General features: G+C 43.9%; 17 protein-coding genes. 11 read left to right on the plus strand and 6 right to left on the minus strand.

Features of this window, described 5'->3' with window-relative positions; translation table 11 throughout:
• Positions 1–9: 9 nt before the first annotated feature.
• A complete protein-coding gene (locus OCT63_RS10835) occupies positions 10–417 on the minus strand; it encodes a thioesterase family protein (protein WP_009847292.1) in 408 nt (135 codons plus the stop codon).
• 346 nt (positions 418–763) lie between these two features.
• Here OCT63_RS10835 and OCT63_RS10840 point away from each other — a divergent pair, with 346 nt between their 5' ends.
• The 3 genes from OCT63_RS10840 to OCT63_RS10850 all read left to right on the plus strand — a co-directional run bounded on the left by OCT63_RS10840 (position 764) and on the right by OCT63_RS10850 (position 3,945).
• Positions 764–1,759, plus strand: coding sequence for a TRAP transporter substrate-binding protein (locus OCT63_RS10840; RefSeq protein ID WP_060468173.1), 996 nt, complete (start codon positions 764–766; stop codon positions 1,757–1,759).
• 66 nt (positions 1,760–1,825) lie between these two features.
• Positions 1,826–2,581, plus strand: coding sequence for a TRAP transporter small permease (locus OCT63_RS10845; RefSeq protein ID WP_161687606.1), 756 nt, complete (start codon positions 1,826–1,828; stop codon positions 2,579–2,581).
• Positions 2,582–2,583: 2 nt separating this feature from the next.
• Positions 2,584–3,945, plus strand: a complete 1,362-nt coding sequence (locus OCT63_RS10850) for a TRAP transporter large permease (RefSeq protein WP_060468171.1) — start codon at positions 2,584–2,586, stop codon at positions 3,943–3,945.
• Between the two features lie 60 nt (positions 3,946–4,005).
• Here OCT63_RS10850 and OCT63_RS10855 read toward each other — a convergent pair whose 3' ends face one another.
• The 3 genes from OCT63_RS10855 to OCT63_RS10865 all read right to left on the minus strand — a co-directional run bounded on the left by OCT63_RS10855 (position 4,006) and on the right by OCT63_RS10865 (position 7,486).
• Complete coding sequence (locus OCT63_RS10855; RefSeq protein ID WP_167346764.1) at positions 4,006–4,179, minus strand: hypothetical protein; 174 nt, start codon at positions 4,177–4,179, stop codon at positions 4,006–4,008.
• Between the two features lie 78 nt (positions 4,180–4,257).
• Positions 4,258–5,607: a sigma-54-dependent transcriptional regulator gene (locus OCT63_RS10860; RefSeq protein WP_269983708.1), complete on the minus strand. Its 1,350-nt coding sequence runs from the start codon at positions 5,605–5,607 to the stop codon at positions 4,258–4,260.
• 52 nt (positions 5,608–5,659) lie between these two features.
• A complete protein-coding gene (locus OCT63_RS10865; RefSeq protein ID WP_269983709.1) occupies positions 5,660–7,486 on the minus strand; it encodes a sensor histidine kinase in 1,827 nt (608 codons plus the stop codon).
• Between the two features lie 639 nt (positions 7,487–8,125).
• Between OCT63_RS10865 and tig the strand changes: the two genes are divergently transcribed.
• The 7 genes from tig (at position 8,126) to OCT63_RS10900 (ending at position 17,063) form a co-directional block, all read left to right on the plus strand.
• Positions 8,126–9,424 (plus strand): trigger factor, encoded by a 1,299-nt coding sequence (gene tig, locus OCT63_RS10870; RefSeq protein WP_161687600.1) that lies wholly within the window; start codon positions 8,126–8,128, stop codon positions 9,422–9,424.
• A 105-nt stretch (positions 9,425–9,529) separates the two neighbouring features.
• Positions 9,530–10,156 carry an ATP-dependent Clp endopeptidase proteolytic subunit ClpP gene (clpP, locus tag OCT63_RS10875; RefSeq protein ID WP_017056939.1) on the plus strand — a complete coding sequence of 209 codons (627 nt, stop codon included), beginning with the start codon at positions 9,530–9,532 and terminating at the stop codon, positions 10,154–10,156.
• An 81-nt stretch (positions 10,157–10,237) separates the two neighbouring features.
• Positions 10,238–11,518 carry an ATP-dependent protease ATP-binding subunit ClpX gene (gene clpX, locus OCT63_RS10880; RefSeq protein WP_017056940.1) on the plus strand — a complete coding sequence of 427 codons (1,281 nt, stop codon included), beginning with the start codon at positions 10,238–10,240 and terminating at the stop codon, positions 11,516–11,518.
• Positions 11,519–11,651: 133 nt separating this feature from the next.
• Entirely contained in the window at positions 11,652–14,003 is a 2,352-nt protein-coding gene (lon, locus tag OCT63_RS10885) for an endopeptidase La (protein WP_060468167.1), read from the plus strand.
• A gap of 171 nt (positions 14,004–14,174) precedes the next feature.
• The gene (locus OCT63_RS10890; protein WP_012604504.1) at positions 14,175–14,468 is read left to right on the plus strand and encodes an HU family DNA-binding protein; all 294 of its coding nucleotides are present in this window, start codon (positions 14,175–14,177) and stop codon (positions 14,466–14,468) included.
• A 221-nt stretch (positions 14,469–14,689) separates the two neighbouring features.
• On the plus strand, positions 14,690–16,555 hold the full coding sequence (ppiD, locus tag OCT63_RS10895; RefSeq protein ID WP_269983710.1) for a peptidylprolyl isomerase: 1,866 nt from the start codon (positions 14,690–14,692) through the stop codon (positions 16,553–16,555).
• A gap of 208 nt (positions 16,556–16,763) precedes the next feature.
• Positions 16,764–17,063 (plus strand): ComEA family DNA-binding protein, encoded by a 300-nt coding sequence (locus tag OCT63_RS10900; RefSeq protein WP_060468165.1) that lies wholly within the window; start codon positions 16,764–16,766, stop codon positions 17,061–17,063.
• Here OCT63_RS10900 and rrtA read toward each other — a convergent pair.
• A complete protein-coding gene (gene rrtA, locus OCT63_RS10905) occupies positions 17,054–17,602 on the minus strand; it encodes a rhombosortase (protein WP_269983711.1) in 549 nt (182 codons plus the stop codon). The two genes, OCT63_RS10900 and rrtA, sit on opposite strands and share 10 nt — an antisense overlap.
• Positions 17,603–17,611: 9 nt before the next feature.
• Between rrtA and OCT63_RS10910 the strand changes: the two genes are divergently transcribed.
• Entirely contained in the window at positions 17,612–18,211 is a 600-nt protein-coding gene (locus OCT63_RS10910) for a tRNA-uridine aminocarboxypropyltransferase (protein ID WP_161674396.1), read from the plus strand.
• Between the two features lie 26 nt (positions 18,212–18,237).
• Here the strand turns inward: OCT63_RS10910 and OCT63_RS10915 are convergent, their stop codons facing one another.
• The gene (locus tag OCT63_RS10915) at positions 18,238–19,581 is read right to left on the minus strand and encodes an anti-phage deoxyguanosine triphosphatase (protein ID WP_269983712.1); all 1,344 of its coding nucleotides are present in this window, start codon (positions 19,579–19,581) and stop codon (positions 18,238–18,240) included.
• Positions 19,582–19,603 lie beyond the last annotated feature (22 nt).

Raw genomic sequence — 19,603 nt, forward strand, 5'->3', positions numbered from 1 at the left:
TAATATTGGTTAACTCGTTTCGCCAAGCATCGCTTTTAATACTTCAGCGGGTACTGGCTGAAGTTGTTTGTCTTTATCTAGGCAAACCATTTCAATATCACCAATCACGGCGGGTTTGGTTGCATCTTTACGCCATACCTCTTGTCGCCATAAGGTTTTGTATTTGCCATCGAGTTCAAAAGAGGTTCGGATATCGCAGATCTCTGCGAACTCAACGCCGTCTTGAAAGGTCATATTGGCTTTATACACCGCAAACCCCAGTCCATGCTCATTCCATAATGTCGCCAGTTTATCGCTGCCCAACACATGCTCGCGTGCACGCTCAAAGTATTTAAGAAAGTTAGGGTGATAAACCACACCTGAGTGATCGGTATCTTCGTAGTAAATCTGTACTGGGTGATGGTAGATCTGACTCATGGGTAGCAACTCTTGGTAAGTAGTGGATCAGTAAATCTGACTAAGTTGTGCAGCACTCTACAGGATAGGTCGAAATTACTTCAAGGCATCATCGTGAAAGGGGCTTTTGGTCAGACCTCATTTATCACTGATGCTTTGGTCAACTCCCACCCATTTATAAATATTCTATGTGTCATTTTCCACCCATTAAATTTTGCAAAGCGCTGGCGACTCATGTTGGCAACTATGATGAAGCCTTGTGGTTAAAGGCTTGTTAATGTTTTGTATCAATATGGCGCGCTAATTGCCTTAGTGAAAGTACGCAGTTCCCATTGATGGGCTGCTTTGTTTACTAAGGAGAATAATAATGTTTAAGCCTCTTACTCTGCTGTCTGTATCTGCTCTGGCGCTCACCAGTTTTAATGCTGCTGCAAACTGTGACCCTGGTGAAATCGTGATTAAGTTCAGTCACGTAACTAATACCGATAAGCACCCGAAAGGCATTGCCGCTTCTCTACTAGAAGAGCGAGTAAACACTGAAATGAATGGTAAAGCTTGTATGCAAGTTTTCCCTAACTCGACGCTTTACGATGATAATAAGGTACTGGAAGCCCTGTTAAATGGTGATGTTCAAATGGCGGCACCTTCGCTGTCTAAGTTTGAGAAGTTCACTAAGAAATACCGCATTTTTGACCTTCCGTTCCTATTTGAAGATGTAGACGCCGTTGACCGTTTCCAAAACTCAGAATCTGGTGAAAAACTGAAGAATGCAATGAAGCGTCGTGGCCTACAGGGATTAGCGTTTTGGCATAACGGTATGAAACAGATGTCGGCGAACAAACCTCTAATCAGCCCTGAGGACGCGGAAGGTTTGAAATTCCGTGTTCAAGCATCAGACGTATTGGTTGCTCAGTTTGAACAGCTAGGCGCTAACCCACAGAAGATGTCTTTCAAAGAAGTGTATGGTGGCCTACAAACTAAGGTTATCGATGGCCAAGAGAATACATGGTCAAACATTTACGGTAAGAAGTTTTTTGAAGTACAAGACGGCGTGACTGAAACCAATCACGGTATCTTGGATTACCTAGTTGTAACCTCAAACGACTTCTGGAAGGACCTACCTGAAGATGTACGAACACAACTTGGTACTATCGTTCAAGAAGTGTCTGAGACGCGTAATGCTGAATCTTCAAAAGTTAACCTAGCGAACAAAAATAACATCATCGAAGCCGGTGGTGAGGTTCGTACGCTGACGCCAGATCAGCGTCAAGCATGGGTAACGGCACTTCAACCAGTATGGAAGAAGTTTGAAAAAGACATCGGTTCAGACCTTATCGATGCAGCACTAGCTTCAAACCAATAACACCGCTAAAGAAGTGGCGAGCGTTTTCGCCACTTCTTATTAAAACAATTATAAGCGGAGTCAATTATGGAAAAGCCTCAAATGGAACAACCAAATTCTAGCGAATCAGCACTGGAAACCTCTCTTTTTTCCAAAGTCGGAAGAGTTACGGATGTGATTGAAGAGTCATTAATCGCATTTTTCCTTGGCGCAATGACGCTACTTACTTTTGCCAATGTGGTATTTCGATACGCATTCAATGACAACATTTTATGGGCATTGGAACTGACGGTATTCATGTTTGCATGGATGGTGTTGGTCGGCGCATCTTACGGCGTGAAAAAACACTTCCACATTGGTGTTGATGTGATTATCAACCTTGCCCCTGAAAAGCTACGCAAAGTGTATGCGTTAATCGCGGTGACCAGCTGTCTAGCATTCTCAGTGTTACTGCTTATCGGCTCTTGGAATTATTGGTACCCATTCGCGACTGATCGCGCATGGTATGAAACCGATGATATCCCTATGCCAGAGATGCTTCAGTTTCTTGCTGACTGGCTGAATGAAGGCGAGCGATATGAGAAACTGCCACGTTTTATTCCTTACATGGCGCTGCCGATTGGTATGGCAATGCTTACATTCCGTTTTGCTCAAGTGGCTTATCAAGTCGTAACAGGCAAACTCGACCGCATGATTGCAGGCCATGAAGCCGAAGAAGAGCTGGATGCGTTGAAAGCGGACGTGCTAGCGGGTTCTGACGAAGACGCGACAGCGGTATTGGATTCGACTAAGGAAAACAAGGCGAATGAGTCGGGTACAAAATCTAACGGGAAGGAAGACTAATCATGGCAATGTTATTTCTATTTTTAATGGTAATTGCTTTTATGTTGGTCGGTGTACCAATTGCGATTTCCCTCGGTTTATCAAGCGTCATATTCTTATTGATGCATTCTGATGCTTCTTTGGCATCCGTTGCACAAACGCTGTTTAATGCTTTTGCAGGCCACTACACACTCTTAGCGATTCCTTTCTTTATCTTGGCCTCTAGCTTCATGTCTACAGGTGGCGTGGCGAAACGTATTATCCGTTTTGCAATCGCGATGGTGGGTTGGTTCCGCGGCGGCTTGGCGATGGCATCGGTTGTGGCATGTATGATGTTCGCAGCCCTTTCTGGTTCATCTCCTGCAACGGTAGTGGCGATCGGTAGTATTGTTATCGCAGGGATGATCAAAAACGGTTACACAAAAGAATTCGCAGCTGGGGTTATCTGTAACGCAGGTACTCTGGGTATCTTGATTCCGCCTTCAATTGTGATGGTGGTATACGCAGCGGCGACGGATGTATCGGTAGGTCGTATGTTCCTAGGCGGTGTAATTCCTGGCCTGTTGGCGGGTGTGATGTTGATGATTGCTATCTACATTGCGGCGCGTATTAAGAAGATTCCGGCACAGCCATTTGTGGGTTGGGGTGAGATGTTTTCGGCAGCAAAAGATGCGAGCTGGGGCTTGTTATTGATTGTCATCATTCTGGGCGGTATCTACGGCGGTATCTTTACTCCGACAGAAGCGGCGGCAGTGGCTGCGGTGTATGCCTTCTTCATTGCCAATTTTATCTATAAAGATATGGGGCCATTTGCTGACAAGAACAATACAAAACCGGCTTTGGTAAAAGTGTTCCAAACCTTCTTCCACAAAGACACCAAAGACACGCTGTACGATGCAGGCAAGCTGACGATTATGCTGCTGTTTATCATTGCCAACGCTCTGATTCTTAAGCATGTACTAACCGAAGAACGTATTCCTCAAATGATCACTGAGTCTATGCTATCTGCGGGTTTAGGTCCGATCACCTTCTTGATTGTAGTGAATGTTTTACTCTTAATTGGCGGTCAGTTCATGGAGCCATCAGGCTTGCTGATCATCGTTGCGCCATTGGTATTCCCAATCGCTATTGCACTCGGTATCGACCCAATCCACCTAGGTATCATGATGGTAGTGAATATGGAGATAGGGATGATAACGCCGCCTGTTGGACTCAACTTGTTTGTGACCGCAGGGGTCGCCAAGATGTCGATGATGAACGTAGTAAAAGCGGCACTGCCTTGGGTAGGCGTGATGTTCTTATTCCTGATTATCGTAACGTACGTGCCTTGGGTTTCGACATGGCTACCAACCACATTGATGGGACCAGAAATTATCACTAAGTAAGTGTGGGCATTGTTTGCGTAAAATAGAAAAAGAACAATTAGAATGGAAAAAAGGAGGTCGTTAGACCTCCTCATCAATATTTTTACCGAAGTTCAAATGATGGTCGCTCTGTTGATAGAGGGACCTTTTTGCTTCTAACTCCGGTGTGTTTAAGTCGACATGCTGATCGATGTAATAAACACCATCTATTTCAAGTGTGTCAGTAATGGATGGCACTCTCGTTTTCTCACCCATAACCATCTCCTCACTATTTTGATCGTAGAACATCCTATGACCGAAATAAGTATAGGTGATCTTGCTCACAAAAATAGTTTAGTTTTCTCTTTGTCGATACGATTCTTTTGCAAGCTGGTATTTTTGCATCTTGTCGTAAAGGGTTTTGCGTGGAAGTTGAAGCCTTTCCATGGTCTCTTTTATACTGCCGTTACACTCAATAAGCGCTTGCTTTAGTGCACTTTTCTCAAAGTCAGAGACCAACTCAGCTAGCGATAAGTGTTGGTTTGACTTAACGGTGTTGTCTGATAAATGAGAAAGCTTACCTAAAAGTACAAAACGCTCCGCAGTATTACGTAGTTCTCGTACATTTCCGGGCCAATCATGAGCTAAAAGCGCGTGCAGTTCTGTTTGTGGCAGTGCAGGGGCTGTTTTACCATAACGCGCTGCTGCGACGAGCAAGAAATGGTGAAAGAGTGCTGGGATGTCTTCCTGTCTACTTCTTAGTGAAGGTAAATCTAAGGTCACGACATTGAGTCGGTAATAAAGGTCTTGGCGAAAAGTGCCTTCTTCAGCGGCTTTCTTTAGGTCGACTTTAGTTGCTGCAATCACTCGAATATCGAGAGGAACCAAACCGTTTGAGCCAACCCTTTCAATGACACGTTCTTGTAATACGCGTAACAGACGTATCTGCGCTTGCATTGGCATGGATTCTATTTCATCTAAGAACAGGGTGCCGCCTTGTGCAAACTCAAACTTACCTACGCGTTTGCTATCAGCCCCCGTGAAAGCGCCTTTTTCATGGCCATAGAGCTCACTTTCAATCAGGTTCTCAGGAACGGCACCACAATTGACTGCGACAAAATTTTGCTCTCGACGGCTGCTTTGTTCATGTAGGGAACGTGCGACTAGTTCTTTACCTGTTCCCGTTTCGCCAAACAATAAAATATCGGCGTTGGTATCGGCGACGTGAGTGATGATCGAACGAAGCTCAGTCATCGATGGCGTGTCACCAATGATTCTTGGACCCAGTGCTTTACTCGCTTTCAACGAACGTTTCAGTTCTTGGTTTTCGAGGGTCAATCGGCGTTTTTCGATCGCCCGTTTGGTGGTTTCGATCAAACGCTCATTGGCAAATGGTTTTTCAATGAAATCATAGGCACCATCATGGATAGCTTGCACGGCCATTGATATATCACCATGCCCGGTGATCATGATGACAGGAATCTCTTTATCTTTGTGCATGGCAGTGTTGAGTAGATCATGTCCAGAAATACCCGGTAAACAAATATCTGTGATGATCACATGGGGAAGACCATTTTTTTGGATCGCAAGTAGTGCTGATTCTGCATCATGAAAGAATTCAGCATTAATGTCAGCGAGCTCGAAGCTCTGCTCAATTGCCATCCTTAAATCGGATTCATCATCAATGAAATAGACGTCACACATAGTTATTCCTTTACTCTTTTATACTGAATATCGCTGAAATTTTTGTTTTGCTTCAGTCCATTTTGTTCTTTTTGGAACGTTGCTCGTCGGACACTATCGGGAGTTCAATAGTAAAACGAGCACCGCCTTGCGGACTGACTCCTGTCACTAGTTTGCCGTTAATTCCGCTGATTATTTGTTGAGAAATCGACAGCCCGAGTCCAAGTCCATTTTTTTTAGTGGTATGAAAGGGTTCAAAAAAGTGTCCCGTCGTAGACGAGACAAAACCGGGGCCATTGTCATCGACATGAATCAACAGAGTTTTTGATTGTGCGTTATCTGATTCGCTAATCTCTAACAGGATAGCCAATTGTTTATCTTCTTGATTTTCCATAGCTTGAACAGCATTGGTCAGTAGGTTAATGATTACCTGTTCCAATTGAATCGCATTGGCGAGCACGCAGGCGTCGAAGATTTCAGGAAGCTCATTTACTTTGACTCGCTCAGTCTTTAACTGCGGTTTCATTAGTTCTTTTGAGGAATGAAGAATAGGCAGTATCTGCAACGTGTGTAGCTCTTCCGCCGTGGATTTCTTAGCGAAGGAACGGAGTTGATGGCTTATTTTTGCCATACGATCCGTCAGTGCTGAAATCCGAGAGAGGTTGTCATCGACTCGGTCTGTCTTCTCTTTTTCAAGAAAGAGTCGGCCATTGTCTGCATAACTGCGAATAGCCGCTAATGGGTTATTCAGTTCATGGCTGATGCTTGCTGACATCTGACCTAATACTGCCAGCTTTGCTGCTTGTATTAGCTCGTCTTGTGTCTGTCTGAGTATCTGTTCTGTTTCGATACGGTGCTTGATCTCAACGTGCAGTTCTGATGTGCGCTCAAGAACTTGAAATTCCAGCTTTTGTTTGGCTTCAGATTGCAGCCTATCGATCTGGGCACGTCTTTGTTGGCGATGGTTGTTGAGTTGTATGGTGAGATAAATAATCGCAAATACTAAGCTCAACACCACCATATAGGCGATCAAATCCCACCAAACTAAGTGTGTCGGAGAGAATACCCGGACGGTTAATTTGGGGTCATCCAAAAAACGTGAGGAAGTGAAAAAGTGCTCTTGAACGAGTTTATGCGTTGACTTAATACTGCTGGTAGAGCTCTCCAAATCTCCTGAAAAATGCAGACTCTCGATTTTTGTATCTAGATACTGCCTACTTTCTTGAATTCGAGCCTGTTGGGCTTTATTGAGTGGTTGGAGGCTTTTGAGTAACCATTCTGGATTACTTGACATAAAAACAATCTGGTCTTTATCGTCAGCAACAAAATAACTCTGTTTGCCTTTCCAACTTGTTTCAATCAGTGATAAATCCATTTTTACGACAATCACGCCAATGATTTCAGCCGCGTAGGAGACAGGAAAGGAATAATAATAACCCCGTTTCCCCGAAGTAGAACCTAAAGCAAAATACTGATTCTCATTGCCGAGAATCGCTTGTTGATAGTAGGGGCGAAACGCAAAATTACGCCCGACAAACGAGTGTTCAAGGTTCCAGTTGCTGGCTGCGATAGTGGTGCCGATGCTATCCAATAAATAGGTGTCGGATGCCTGAATCACTGTGTTGACGTGCTCTAGATAGCGGTTGGTGAGTTCTATCTGGGCAGAATTGCTTGGTGAATGTAGGGCGTCGATCAGTTCTTTATCCTTTGATAGCAGCTCCGGGATGTGGGCGAACTTGTCCAATTGGCTAGATATATGAACAGAAAACCTATCTAGCTTGGATTGGTGATCATTTAACAAACTTTGGTGGCTTGATCCCCAGATCCAATGACCACCAACGACCATGAGTAAACAATAGGTGACTGCCAGCAGTAAAGGGGGGCTCAAAGCTCGAAACATGAAGGCTCTCCGCTCAATCTTAGATAACACAAATACGCCTGTATTCTCTCGTATATTGCAGTTAATAACGGTGTTTTAGCTGAAAATTGAGAGCCAACAGATGGCTGTAGGTTAAGGCTTTGTAACAGAGATTGTTGAAAAACTTATCGACTCTGAGGGGTAAAACAAGAGCAAGATCTCTTTTTAAGGTTTTTAGCAAAAAAAGGCCTCGATTCCCTTGAAAAAGTCGCTATTGTCCCCATTTCTGTTGTGCTAAGTGATGTTTTGATTGTTTTTTTATCATTTGGTTGAACGAATTTAGAGCATTCATCATTAAGCAGAGGTGAACGGCTCGACAGAGATTAAACAGATCGCTAGAATGTCGCGTCTAAAATCTCTGTCCTGAGGCTAATCGGAGATACCTTTCTTGTTTCTTAAAACAAGCTTTATTACGTTCAAGTCGGCGTGTGAAGAACGAAGATATCGCTGATTAGTCTGGTGTTTGGTTGAATAGTCAATTCAGACATCAATGCTCGATTTTAAATTAGGTGTTCGGATAGAGCACTACACAAGGATGCAGCCAACAACGTCGGCTTTTGAATTAAAGCTAAGTTACGGCTCATATGCTCAGATTACTGAGCCAGTTTTGAGGTTTATATAATGCAAGTTACTGTTGAAACGCTAGAAGGCCTAGAGCGCCGTCTTAATATTACTGTTCCTGCTGCTAACATCGAAGATGCAGTTACAGCTGAACTACGCAACATCGCGAAAAATCGTCGTTTCGATGGTTTCCGTAAAGGCAAAGTGCCAATGAAGATGGTTGCTAAAATGTACGGCAAAGCAGTACGTCAAGACGTGATGGGCGAAGTAATGCAACGTCACTTCATCGAAGCGATCGTTAAAGAGAAAATCAACCCAGCTGGCGCACCTACTTTCGCACCAGTTGAAAACAGCGAAGGCGCTGACCTAGTATTCAACGCAACTTTTGAAGTTTACCCAGAAGTTGAGCTGAAAGGTCTAGAGAACATCACTGTTGAGAAACCTGCAGTAGAAGTTAAAGAAGCTGACGTTGAAGAGATGATCGAAACTCTACGTAAGCAACAAGCAACTTGGACTGAAGTTGAAACTGCAGCTGACGCTAGCTCTCGTGCAACTATCGACTTCGTTGGTTCTATCGACGGTGAAGAGTTCGAAGGCGGTAAAGCTGAGAACTTCCCACTAGAGATGGGTGCTGGTCGCATGATCCCTGGTTTTGAAGACGGTATCGTTGGTAAAACAGCAGGCATGGAATTCGAAATCGACGTAAACTTCCCAGAAGATTACCACGCTGAAAACCTAAAAGGTAAATCAGCTAAGTTCTCTATCAAGTTGAACAAAGTTGAAGCTCGTGAACTTCCAGAACTAAACGAAGAATTCGTTTCTAAGTTCGGCGCTGCTGACGGCGTTGAAGGTCTTAAAGCTGAAGTTCGTAAGAACATGGAGCGTGAGCTTAAGCAAGCTGTTAAGAACCGCATCAAAGAGCAAGCTATCGACGGTCTAGTTAACGAAAACAACATCGACGTACCTTCTGCTCTTATCGATCAAGAGATCGGTGTTCTACGTCAACAAGCTGCTCAACGTTTCGGTGGCAACACTGAAGCTGCTGACCAACTTCCACGTGAGCTGTTCGAAGAGCAAGCTAAACGTCGCGTAGTTGTAGGCCTTCTTCTTGGTGAAGTAATCAAGACTGAAGAGCTAGAAGCTGATGACGAGAAAGTTAAAGCTATCATCGAAGAGATGGCTACAGCATACGAAGACCCAACAGAAGTTATTGCTTACTACGAGCAAAACGAGCAAATGATGAACAATATGCGTAACGTTGCTTTAGAAGAGCAAGCAGTTGATGCAATCATCGCTAAAGCTCAAGTTTCTGATAAAGAAGTTAGCTTCAGCGAGCTAATGAATCAGCAACCTGCATAATATAGTAATATCTGATGTAGAAGGTTGACGTACGGTCAACAATTCTGCTAACAATGGTCCGTATGATTTAATCATTCGGGCCATTTATTTTAGGGACATAAGAATATGAGCTACCAAGAAAAAAATACAATGCCATCGATTATGGACGCGTTAGTTCCTATGGTGGTTGAACAAACTTCCCGTGGTGAACGCTCTTACGATATCTATTCTCGTCTGTTAAAAGAACGTATCATTTTCTTAACCGGTCAAGTTGAAGACCACATGGCAAACCTTGTCGTGGCTCAAATGCTTTTCTTGGAATCAGAAAACCCAGACAAAGATATCTATCTTTACATCAACTCACCAGGCGGTAGCGTAACTGCAGGTATGTCTATTTACGACACAATGCAGTTCATCAAACCAAACGTGAGCACAGTATGTATGGGTCAAGCGTGTTCTATGGGAGCATTCTTACTAGCGGGTGGTGCTCCTGGTAAGCGTCACGCGCTTCCAAATTCACGTGTGATGATTCACCAGCCACTTGGCGGCTTCCAAGGTCAAGCGTCTGATATTCAAATTCATGCGCAAGAGATCCTAACGATCAAACAAAAGCTAAATAAGCTATTGGCGGAGCACACAGGTCAGCCTCTAGAAGTTATTGAGCAACATACAGATCGTGACAATTTCATGTCTGCTGAGCAATCAGTGGAATACGGTTTGGTGGATTCAGTTCTTAATCATCGCGGCCAATAATTGCAAGGCAATTGTTTAACGCAAAGTGATTCAAATTGATATACACTCAAACATAGAGAGTACAGGCTAAGAGGTTAGCGAATGACAGACAAAAGCAAAGAGGGTGGTAGCAGTAAACTGCTTTACTGCTCTTTCTGTGGCAAAAGCCAACACGAAGTTCGCAAGTTAATCGCAGGTCCTTCTGTTTACATTTGTGATGAATGTGTCGATCTATGTAACGACATTATTCGTGAAGAAATTAAAGATGTTCTTCCTAAGAAAGAATCTGAATCGCTGCCAACGCCGCGTGAGATTCGTGAGCATCTTGACGACTATGTAATCGGTCAGGAATACGCGAAAAAAGTGCTAGCAGTTGCGGTATATAACCACTACAAGCGTTTACGTAATGGTGATACAACGGCTGAAGGCGTAGAGTTAGGTAAGAGTAACATTCTTCTTATCGGTCCTACTGGTAGTGGCAAAACACTACTTGCTGAAACACTGGCTCGTTTCCTAGACGTTCCTTTCACAATGGCAGACGCAACAACACTAACCGAAGCGGGTTACGTGGGCGAAGATGTTGAAAATATCATCCAGAAGTTGCTTCAGAAATGTGATTACGACGTAGCGAAAGCGGAACGCGGCATTGTTTACATTGATGAAATCGACAAGATTTCTCGTAAAGCTGAAAACCCATCAATTACGCGTGACGTATCTGGTGAAGGTGTACAGCAAGCTCTACTAAAACTTGTTGAAGGTACCGTGGCTTCAGTTCCACCTCAAGGTGGTCGTAAGCATCCACAGCAAGAGTTCTTGCAAGTGGACACGTCTAAGATCCTATTTATCTGTGGTGGTGCGTTTGCAGGCCTAGATAAAGTGATTGAGCAACGTGTAGAAACAGGTTCAAGTATCGGCTTCGGCGCAGAAGTGCGTTCAAAAGACGAAACCAAAACTATCGGTGAATTGTTCACTCAAGTAGAACCTGAAGATCTAGTGAAGTATGGTTTAATTCCAGAATTCATCGGTCGTCTACCTGTTACAACAACACTGACAGAGCTTGATGAAGAAGCGTTAATCCAAATCCTTTGTGAGCCAAAGAATGCACTGACGAAACAGTACGCAGCATTATTTGAACTTGAGGATACAGAGCTAGAATTCCGCGAAGATGCTTTACGTGCCATTGCTAAGAAAGCAATGAACCGTAAAACAGGTGCTCGTGGTCTACGCTCTATTTTGGAGGGGGTTCTACTAGAAACTATGTATGAACTGCCATCTTCTACAGATGTAAGCAAGGTTGTGATTGATGAGTCGGTAATTAATGGTGAGTCAGAACCACTATTAATTTACAGCAACTCAGATAACCAAGCAGCTGTTGCAGAGTAAGTCTTTTTTAGACTACACGCTCAAATTGAAAAAGGAGGTAAGCAATTACCTCCTTTTTTTTATTCTTCCATTGAATCCAGTCGTTTAAGCCCCATATACTGCTTTATAAGTTTAAAGCGGAAGAGAGAAATATATGAACTTGGAACGTTCCGAGCGTATCGAAATCCCCGTGCTACCTCTACGTGATGTAGTGGTCTACCCACATATGGTTATTCCATTGTTTGTTGGTCGTGAAAAATCGATTACTTGCCTTGAGTCGGCAATGGAAGCTAACAAACAAGTACTACTTGTAGCACAGAAAGAAGCGGACACTGATGAACCTTCAATAGAAGACCTATTTGATGTAGGTACCGTTGCTACCATTCTTCAATTGCTCAAGCTTCCCGATGGTACTGTAAAAGTACTTGTTGAAGGTCAGCAGCGTGCAAAAATTAATCAATTCAAAGAAAGTGAATTTTTCTTAGCAGATGCAGAATACGTTGTAACTTCCGAGCTTGACGACAAAGAACAAGAAGTGGTTGTTCGTAGTGCGATCAATCAATTCGAAGGCTTTATTAAGCTAAACAAAAAGATTCCACCAGAAGTTCTAACGTCGCTAAATGGTATTGACGAGGCAGCACGTCTAGCCGATACCATTGCAGCGCACATGCCCCTTAAATTGGTGGACAAGCAGCACGTTCTAGAAATTTCAGATGTCACTGAACGTTTGGAATTCTTGATGGGCCAAATGGAGTCAGAGATTGACATCCTGCAAGTTGAAAAACGTATTCGTGGCCGTGTTAAGAAACAGATGGAGAAATCTCAGCGCGAGTATTATCTGAATGAGCAAATGAAAGCGATTCAGAAAGAACTTGGCGAGATGGACGATGCACCTGATGAATTCGAGACTTTGAAGAAGAAGATCGAAGATTCAAAAATGCCTAAAGAAGCTCGCGAGAAAACCGAGCAAGAACTGCAAAAATTGAAAATGATGTCGCCAATGTCTGCTGAAGCGACAGTAGTTCGTAGCTACATTGATTGGATGGTTGGTGTTCCTTGGGCTAAACGTTCAAAAGTTAAAAAGAATTTAGCGAAAGCAGAAGAGGTCTTGAATGAAGACCACTACGGCTTAGAGCGTGTTAAAGAACGTATCCTTGAATACTTGGCAGTACAAAATCGAATTAACAAGCTAAAAGGTCCAATCCTTTGTCTTGTTGGCCCCCCTGGTGTAGGTAAAACCTCGCTAGGTCGTTCGATTGCAGCGGCAACGGGCCGTAAGTACACTCGTATGGCTCTAGGTGGCGTACGTGACGAAGCGGAAATCCGCGGTCACCGTCGTACTTACATCGGTTCACTTCCGGGTAAACTGATCCAGAAGATGTCTAAAGTGGGTGTTAAGAACCCACTGTTCCTATTAGATGAAATCGATAAGATGTCTTCTGATATGCGCGGAGACCCATCCTCGGCACTATTGGAAGTTCTTGACCCTGAACAAAACGTTTCATTCAACGATCACTACTTAGAAGTAGATTACGATCTGTCAGATGTCATGTTTGTTGCAACGTCTAACTCGATGGATATTCCTGGCCCGTTACTAGACCGTATGGAAGTGATTCGCTTATCTGGTTACACAGAAGACGAAAAGCTGAACATTGCTAAGAGTCACCTACTGGACAAGCAGGTTCAACGTAACGGCCTGAAGCCTCATGAGATTGAGATTGAAGACTCAGCAATCATCGGCATCATTCGTTATTACACGCGTGAAGCGGGTGTGCGTAGCCTAGAGCGTGAAATCTCTAAGATCTGTCGTAAAGCAGTGAAGAACATCTTGCTAGACAGCGACCTTAAGTCTGTAACGGTTAACATTGATAACCTGAAAGAGTACTTAGGTGTACAACGTCATGACTTCGGTAAAGCGGATGAAAGCAATCGTATTGGTCAGGTAACTGGTCTAGCTTGGACACAAGTGGGTGGCGATCTACTGACTATCGAAACCGAATCAACGCCAGGCAAAGGTAAGCTAACGCAAACCGGTTCTCTTGGTGATGTGATGAAAGAGTCGATTCAAGCTGCCATGACTGTGGTTCGTTCTCGTGCTGAAAAGCTGGGTATTAATTCAGATTTCTATGAGAAGCGTGATATTCACGTTCATGTACCAGAAGGTGCAACACCAAAAGATGGCCCAAGTGCTGGTATCGCAATGTGTACGGCTCTCGTGTCTAGCTTAACCGGTAACCCTGTGAAAGCTGAAGTGGGTATGACAGGTGAAATTACCCTTCGTGGTGAAGTTTTACCTATTGGTGGCTTGAAAGAAAAACTACTTGCAGCACACCGTGGTGGCATCAAAACAGTTCTGATTCCAAAGGACAATGAACGTGATTTGGAAGACATTCCAGACAACGTAATCGCTGACTTGAAGGTTATCCCAGTACAGTGGATTGATGAAGTACTGAAAGTTGCTTTAGAACGAGATCCGTCAGGGGTCGAGTTTGACGTGAAAAAATAGTGATGCGTAGCAAAAATAAGTAAAGAATTACGCTGATAGGCTCGAAAAGGCTTGTCAGCGTTTTTTTTGGACGCTAAGTTATTCGACTAAAGCTGCAATCCCTTTTGCAACAAGGCTTGCGGCTAAATTAAAACCAAAATGGAACGTACCGTCATCGAGAAATAGTTACAGATGACACATAGGGGAAAAACAGTGAATAAAACACAACTAGTAGAATCAATCGCAGAAAACGCAGACATCTCTAAAGCTTCAGCTGGCCGCGCTCTAGATGCTTTCATCGAAGCCGTTGGCACAACGCTACAATCAGGCGACCAAGTTGCACTTGTTGGCTTTGGTACTTTCAGTGTTCGTACTCGTGCTGCTCGTACAGGTCGTAATCCAAAAACGGGTGAAGAGATTCAAATCGCAGAAGCTAAAGTACCAGGCTTCAAAGCGGGTAAAGCTCTTAAAGACGCATGTAACTAATTTTTATTACTGAAACCTCAGGTTTTGAGAGGGGAAGGTAGTAAAATGCGTTTACTGTTTGAAAAGTAGTCTTTCACTATTGAGCAGTATATGTGCAGAGCACATTGAACTTATTTAAATTATGCGCATCCTACTGATGCGCATTTCTTTTTCTGATAATATCGCGTGAATAGATTTTTTATTTTGAAGCCAATGCTTCATATCCGGAGAGCACTTAAATTATGATGGATCGATTACGCGAAGGCGTGAATAGCATCGCGGTAAAAATAATCCTTGGGTTGATTATCCTGTCATTTGTATTCGCAGGTGTGGGCAGCTACATCACCGGTGGCGGCAATAACGCAGCGGCTAAAGTTGGCAACACCGAAATTGCTCGTGGTGAGTTCGAACAGGCTTATCAAAATGAACGCAATCGCATGCAGTCTCAACTTGGTGATTACTTTGCTCAAATGCTGGCAGACCCTGCATACGTAGAGTCTTTCCGTAAATCCGTCCTTGATCGCATGATCAACGATGTTCTACTTGAGCAACAAGCCGAGTCTCTAGGCCTACGAATCAGTGATTCTCAAATCCGTACCATGATTCTAGAAATGCCTCAGTTCCAAACGGCTGGTCAATTCGACCAAGAAGTTTACCAATCGGCACTACGTCGTGCAGGCTTCAGCGCAGAAAGCTTCGCTGAATACATGCGTCGCGACCTAATGCGTAACCAGCTTGTTACTGCGCTTCAAGGCAGTGAATTTGTTCTTCAAGGTGAAATCGATACGCAAAGCAAACTGATTGCTCAAACTCGTGACATTCGTACAGTGACACTGTCTGTTGCTGACCTTGCGAAAGACATCGAGCTAACTGACGAACAAGTCGAACAGTACTACCAAGAGAACCCAGCAGCTTATACTCGTCCAGAGCAAGCTAAAGTCTCTTACATTGAGCTTTCTGCTGAAGCACTTAAGTCTCAGCTTGAAGTTAGTGATGAAGAAGCACAGAAATACTACCAAGAGCACCTAGACAAGTACTCAACTGAAGAGCAACGTAAAGTTAGCCACATCCTAGTTCAAGGTGATGACGAAGCGAAAGCTCAGTCAATCCTAGACGAACTAAATGCAGGCGCTGATTTTGCTACGCTAGCTGAAGAGAAATCAGATGATTTCGGCAGTGCTGACCTTGGTGGTGACCTAGGCTGGATTGAACGCGACGTTATGGACCCAGCGTTTGAAGATGCAGCTTTTGCTCTTGAAGCTATTGGCGACACAACTGGTTTAGTTAAGTCTGATTTTGGCTATCACATCATCAAGTTAGACGAGCTAAAAGCGTCTCAAGTTCAGTCTTACCAAGAAGTAGCGGCTGAGATTAAGCAAGAGCTTATAGACCAACATGCTGTTGACCAGTTCTACGAGAAGCAAACTGAACTAGAGAAAGTGGCATTTGAATTCCCAGATTCTTTGGTCGATTCAGCTGAAGCTATTAACGCTAAGATCACAACAACGGGTTTCATTTCTCAAGTTGATGCTCCAGAACTCCTCATGACACCAGCAGTTATGCAAGCGATCTTGAGTCCTGAAGTGAAAGAAGATGGCCTAAACTCTGAAGTTATCGAAGTTGCACCTGAGCACGTGATTGTTGTTCGTGTAGAAGAAACTCGTGACGAAACCGTTCTTCCTCTAGCTGAAGTGAAAGATCAAGTTGTGGCTGCATTGTCTGCTGTTCAAGCGGAGCAACAAGCGATTGAGCTAGGTGTTTCTCTAGTGAACGAACTTAAGCAAGGAAATGAAGCAGTACTGGCGGATAATAATCTTGAGTTCACTGAACTTGAAACGATAGACCGTAACTCTCCATTAGCATCTTCTGTATTTGCTTTAGCGAAACCAGAAGACGGTCAATCTGTATTCGGTCAGTCTAAAGACCAAGACGGTAATATTGTTGTTGTTGAGCTTTCAAAAGTAACGGCTGAAATCAACCCGGCTTACAGCACTCAAATTGGCGCTCAATTGGAGCGAGTTGGCAACCAGCAAGATCTTACTAATGTATTAAACGTACTTCGCAAAAACGCTGACGTTGAATATTACGTAGTTGGCCAAGGTCAGTAAACTTTGATTCACTCGATGATTTAGCATTGTTAATCAAAGTATGACTGTTGCTCTATAAATCAAATTTGTGAGCGAACAAACAAGCTGATGAAAACGAGATGTATAACAAAGCGGGTCACTTAGGTGGCCCGCTTTATTTCTATTTAGTTACTGTGTCATTTGTAATGGTAAATGCATAAGTTACGTTTTTTATACAAAGGAACGGTTTATGCGCACAATATATTCAACACTACTTCTTTCATTTCTTATTACGCTTAGCTCCGCAGTGTTTGCAGATAGCCCAACTAAGGCTGAGCTTTACGAAGGTATTGAGATAACGGTAAACATCAACACAGCGACAGCAGAAGAACTATCAGCTCTTCTCGTCGGTATAGGTGAAAAGAAAGCGAAAGAGATCGTCGATTATCGAGATCAGTACGGTGAATTTACCACAGCTGACGGTTTGGTTAATGTGAAAGGAATCGGTGAAGTGACGGTAGAAAAGAACCGCGAAAGAATTCAGCTTTGATCTGCTTTTGTATTCGCTAGCGAAAATATTACAGCCACGAAGCCTCCAGCCAGTGCTCCTGCTAGGTGGGCTTCAATCGCGACGCGAGCATTAATCAGCTCGCCAGTCGTGCTAGAAGGGCCGACAAACTGCTCCCACGCTATCTTAGCGATTAATCCCACCACCAAGAGCCAACTCGATTTTCTACCGTTTAACGCTTCTCTGAGCGCGAATAAACCAAACAGCCCATGTAAAGTCCCCGACAAACCCACATAGGCTTGAATGCTCGACAGTAACAGCGCCAATCCCGTGACTACACTAATGAAAAGCAACGCACTGATCAGTTGTTTCTTATTAGGTTGAAATAGATAACTGATGATCCACAAGCCTGCTAAATTCATCACAAGGTGCGAGTAGTTGGTATGTGAAAAGTTTCCTGTTAGGATCCGCCACCATTGCCCATCGGCAATCGCATTGTTATCCCAAACTACCCAAGCCTGCACAGGCTCTAGTTGGAATAAGACGCATAAAAGTGAAGTGAAAATTAAAACAGGGTACACATTAAATCCATGTCTCGTTATTGCCGCCAATGCAGCAAGGCTTTGAAAGCTTGTATTTGTCAGTGGGTTACGCCACTAGAATCGAACGTTGAGCTTATCATTCTTCAGCACCCATCAGAAGAGCATCGCCCAATGGGAACCGCGCGTATCCTCTCGTTATCTCTAGAAAACAGCGTGACGCTTGTTGGGGAGGACTTTTCAGATAATACAAAATTGAACGAACTGCTGACCGATGAAGATTACCAACACGTGATTTTGTACCCAAGTGAGCACTCTGTGTCTGTTGAGTCTGCAACACGCCCAAGCAAAAAAATGCGTGTGGTTTTATTGGATGGCACCTGGAAGAAGGCATTCAAGATGTGGCAGGTGTCGAGTAACTTGCATGCGTTGGATACTGTTCACTTACCGAAAGACCTCAAAGGTAATTATCGAATTCGTAAAGCGCCAAGTGAAAACAGTTTGTCGACTGTAGAAGCCGGATACCATTTACTGAGTTTGTTAGAGTGCGACCGAGATTTCAGTTCGCTGTTAACGGCATTTGACCAAATGATTCAGTTTCAAATCAATCAAATGCCGCCCGGTGTATTTGAGAAAAACTACTTAGATTAATCCGTTCCAGTAGAGTGAGTCAGGAATTAAAACTCGGTATGAGCCGAGAACAGTTGCTGATGCATTTTCTGCGCAAGATCATCGGTCATTGATGAAATGTAATCGGCTATCACACGCATCTGTCTTGATTCATCGTCGTGCAGTAGCCATTGCTTTTTGATTGGCAGCGGCAACAGGCGTTCAGGGTCAGCACTGAATGCTTCAAACATATCCATGATTATTTGCTGCCCTTTGTATTCAATAACCTGAACTTGAGGGACTTGGATAACAAACTCACTCACGAAGTGTTTTAGCTTATCGAGTGTGGCGTCCATGCTTGGCTCAAGTACGGCATTGTAGGAGAGCAACACACTCTCAAAGCTTTCATCAACGGGCTTAATCGAAATACTGGTCAACAGTGCGTTGACTATTCCGCCAATTGCGTCCTTACGGCGATACTGCTCACCGGAAAACAGCATTTCAGTTATTGAGTCAAGGTGTTCACAAATCCATGGGTCCGCCATTTCTTGTAGTTGCGGATAAGCCGATTCTACCCATTGTGTCTTAGTCACAGAGCCCAGCACAATCGCATCTTCCAAATCGTGTACGCCATACGCAATGTCATCAGCCAGCTCCATAATGGAACAGTCAAGTGACTTGTATTTGGTCTTGTTGTGTTCAAGTGGTTCGGTGTGCGGCTTTCTTTTCTTTTTTAGCCGTTGTTGGTCGTTGCTTGAAAGCGGTTCAAGTACCCAGTTGAATAGCTCTTCGTCATGATCGTATATGCCTTTTGCTGGCATCCAATCTTTTGCTCTAAGCTGGCGCTGGTGCTTCACTGGTTCAGACTGTAACTTTGCTTGAACCTCGCTGAGTAGTGAAGGGTATTTAATCAACCCCAGCAGCGTACGTCGAGACAGATTCATCCCGTGATGTTCTGTGTAGGGTTCAAGTTGCGTGACGATTCTAAATGTCTGGGCATTGCCTTCAAAACCACCATAATCGCGCATCATGTAATTCAGGGCGACTTCACCGCCATGCCCATAAGCTGGGTGACCAATGTCGTGAGCCAAACATAGTGAATCTATCAAGCTGTCTGAAGGCAATAGGTCGCGGAATTCGGGCTGCTTTTTTTTCAATTGAGCGACGATACCTGTACCAAGCTGCGCGGCTTCTAGAGAGTGTGTTAATCGGGTTCGGTGAAAATCGTTAACTGTGGTGCCATGCACTTGAGTTTTAGCTTGAAGGCGGCGGAAGGCCGCAGAGTGAAGTACACGCGCACGATCGCGTTGATACGGGCTACGGTGGTCATCACGTCTTATTTTATGTTCATCGTCATTTCGATGTTGCCATTCTTGTTCGAGTGCAAATGTCGGTTCGAGTTGGACGGTCAAAATAGCACCTATCAAATTGATT

It is taken from the genome of Vibrio sp. RW (assembly GCF_027587105.1).
GTDB classification, from domain to species: domain Bacteria; phylum Pseudomonadota; class Gammaproteobacteria; order Enterobacterales; family Vibrionaceae; genus Vibrio; species Vibrio toranzoniae.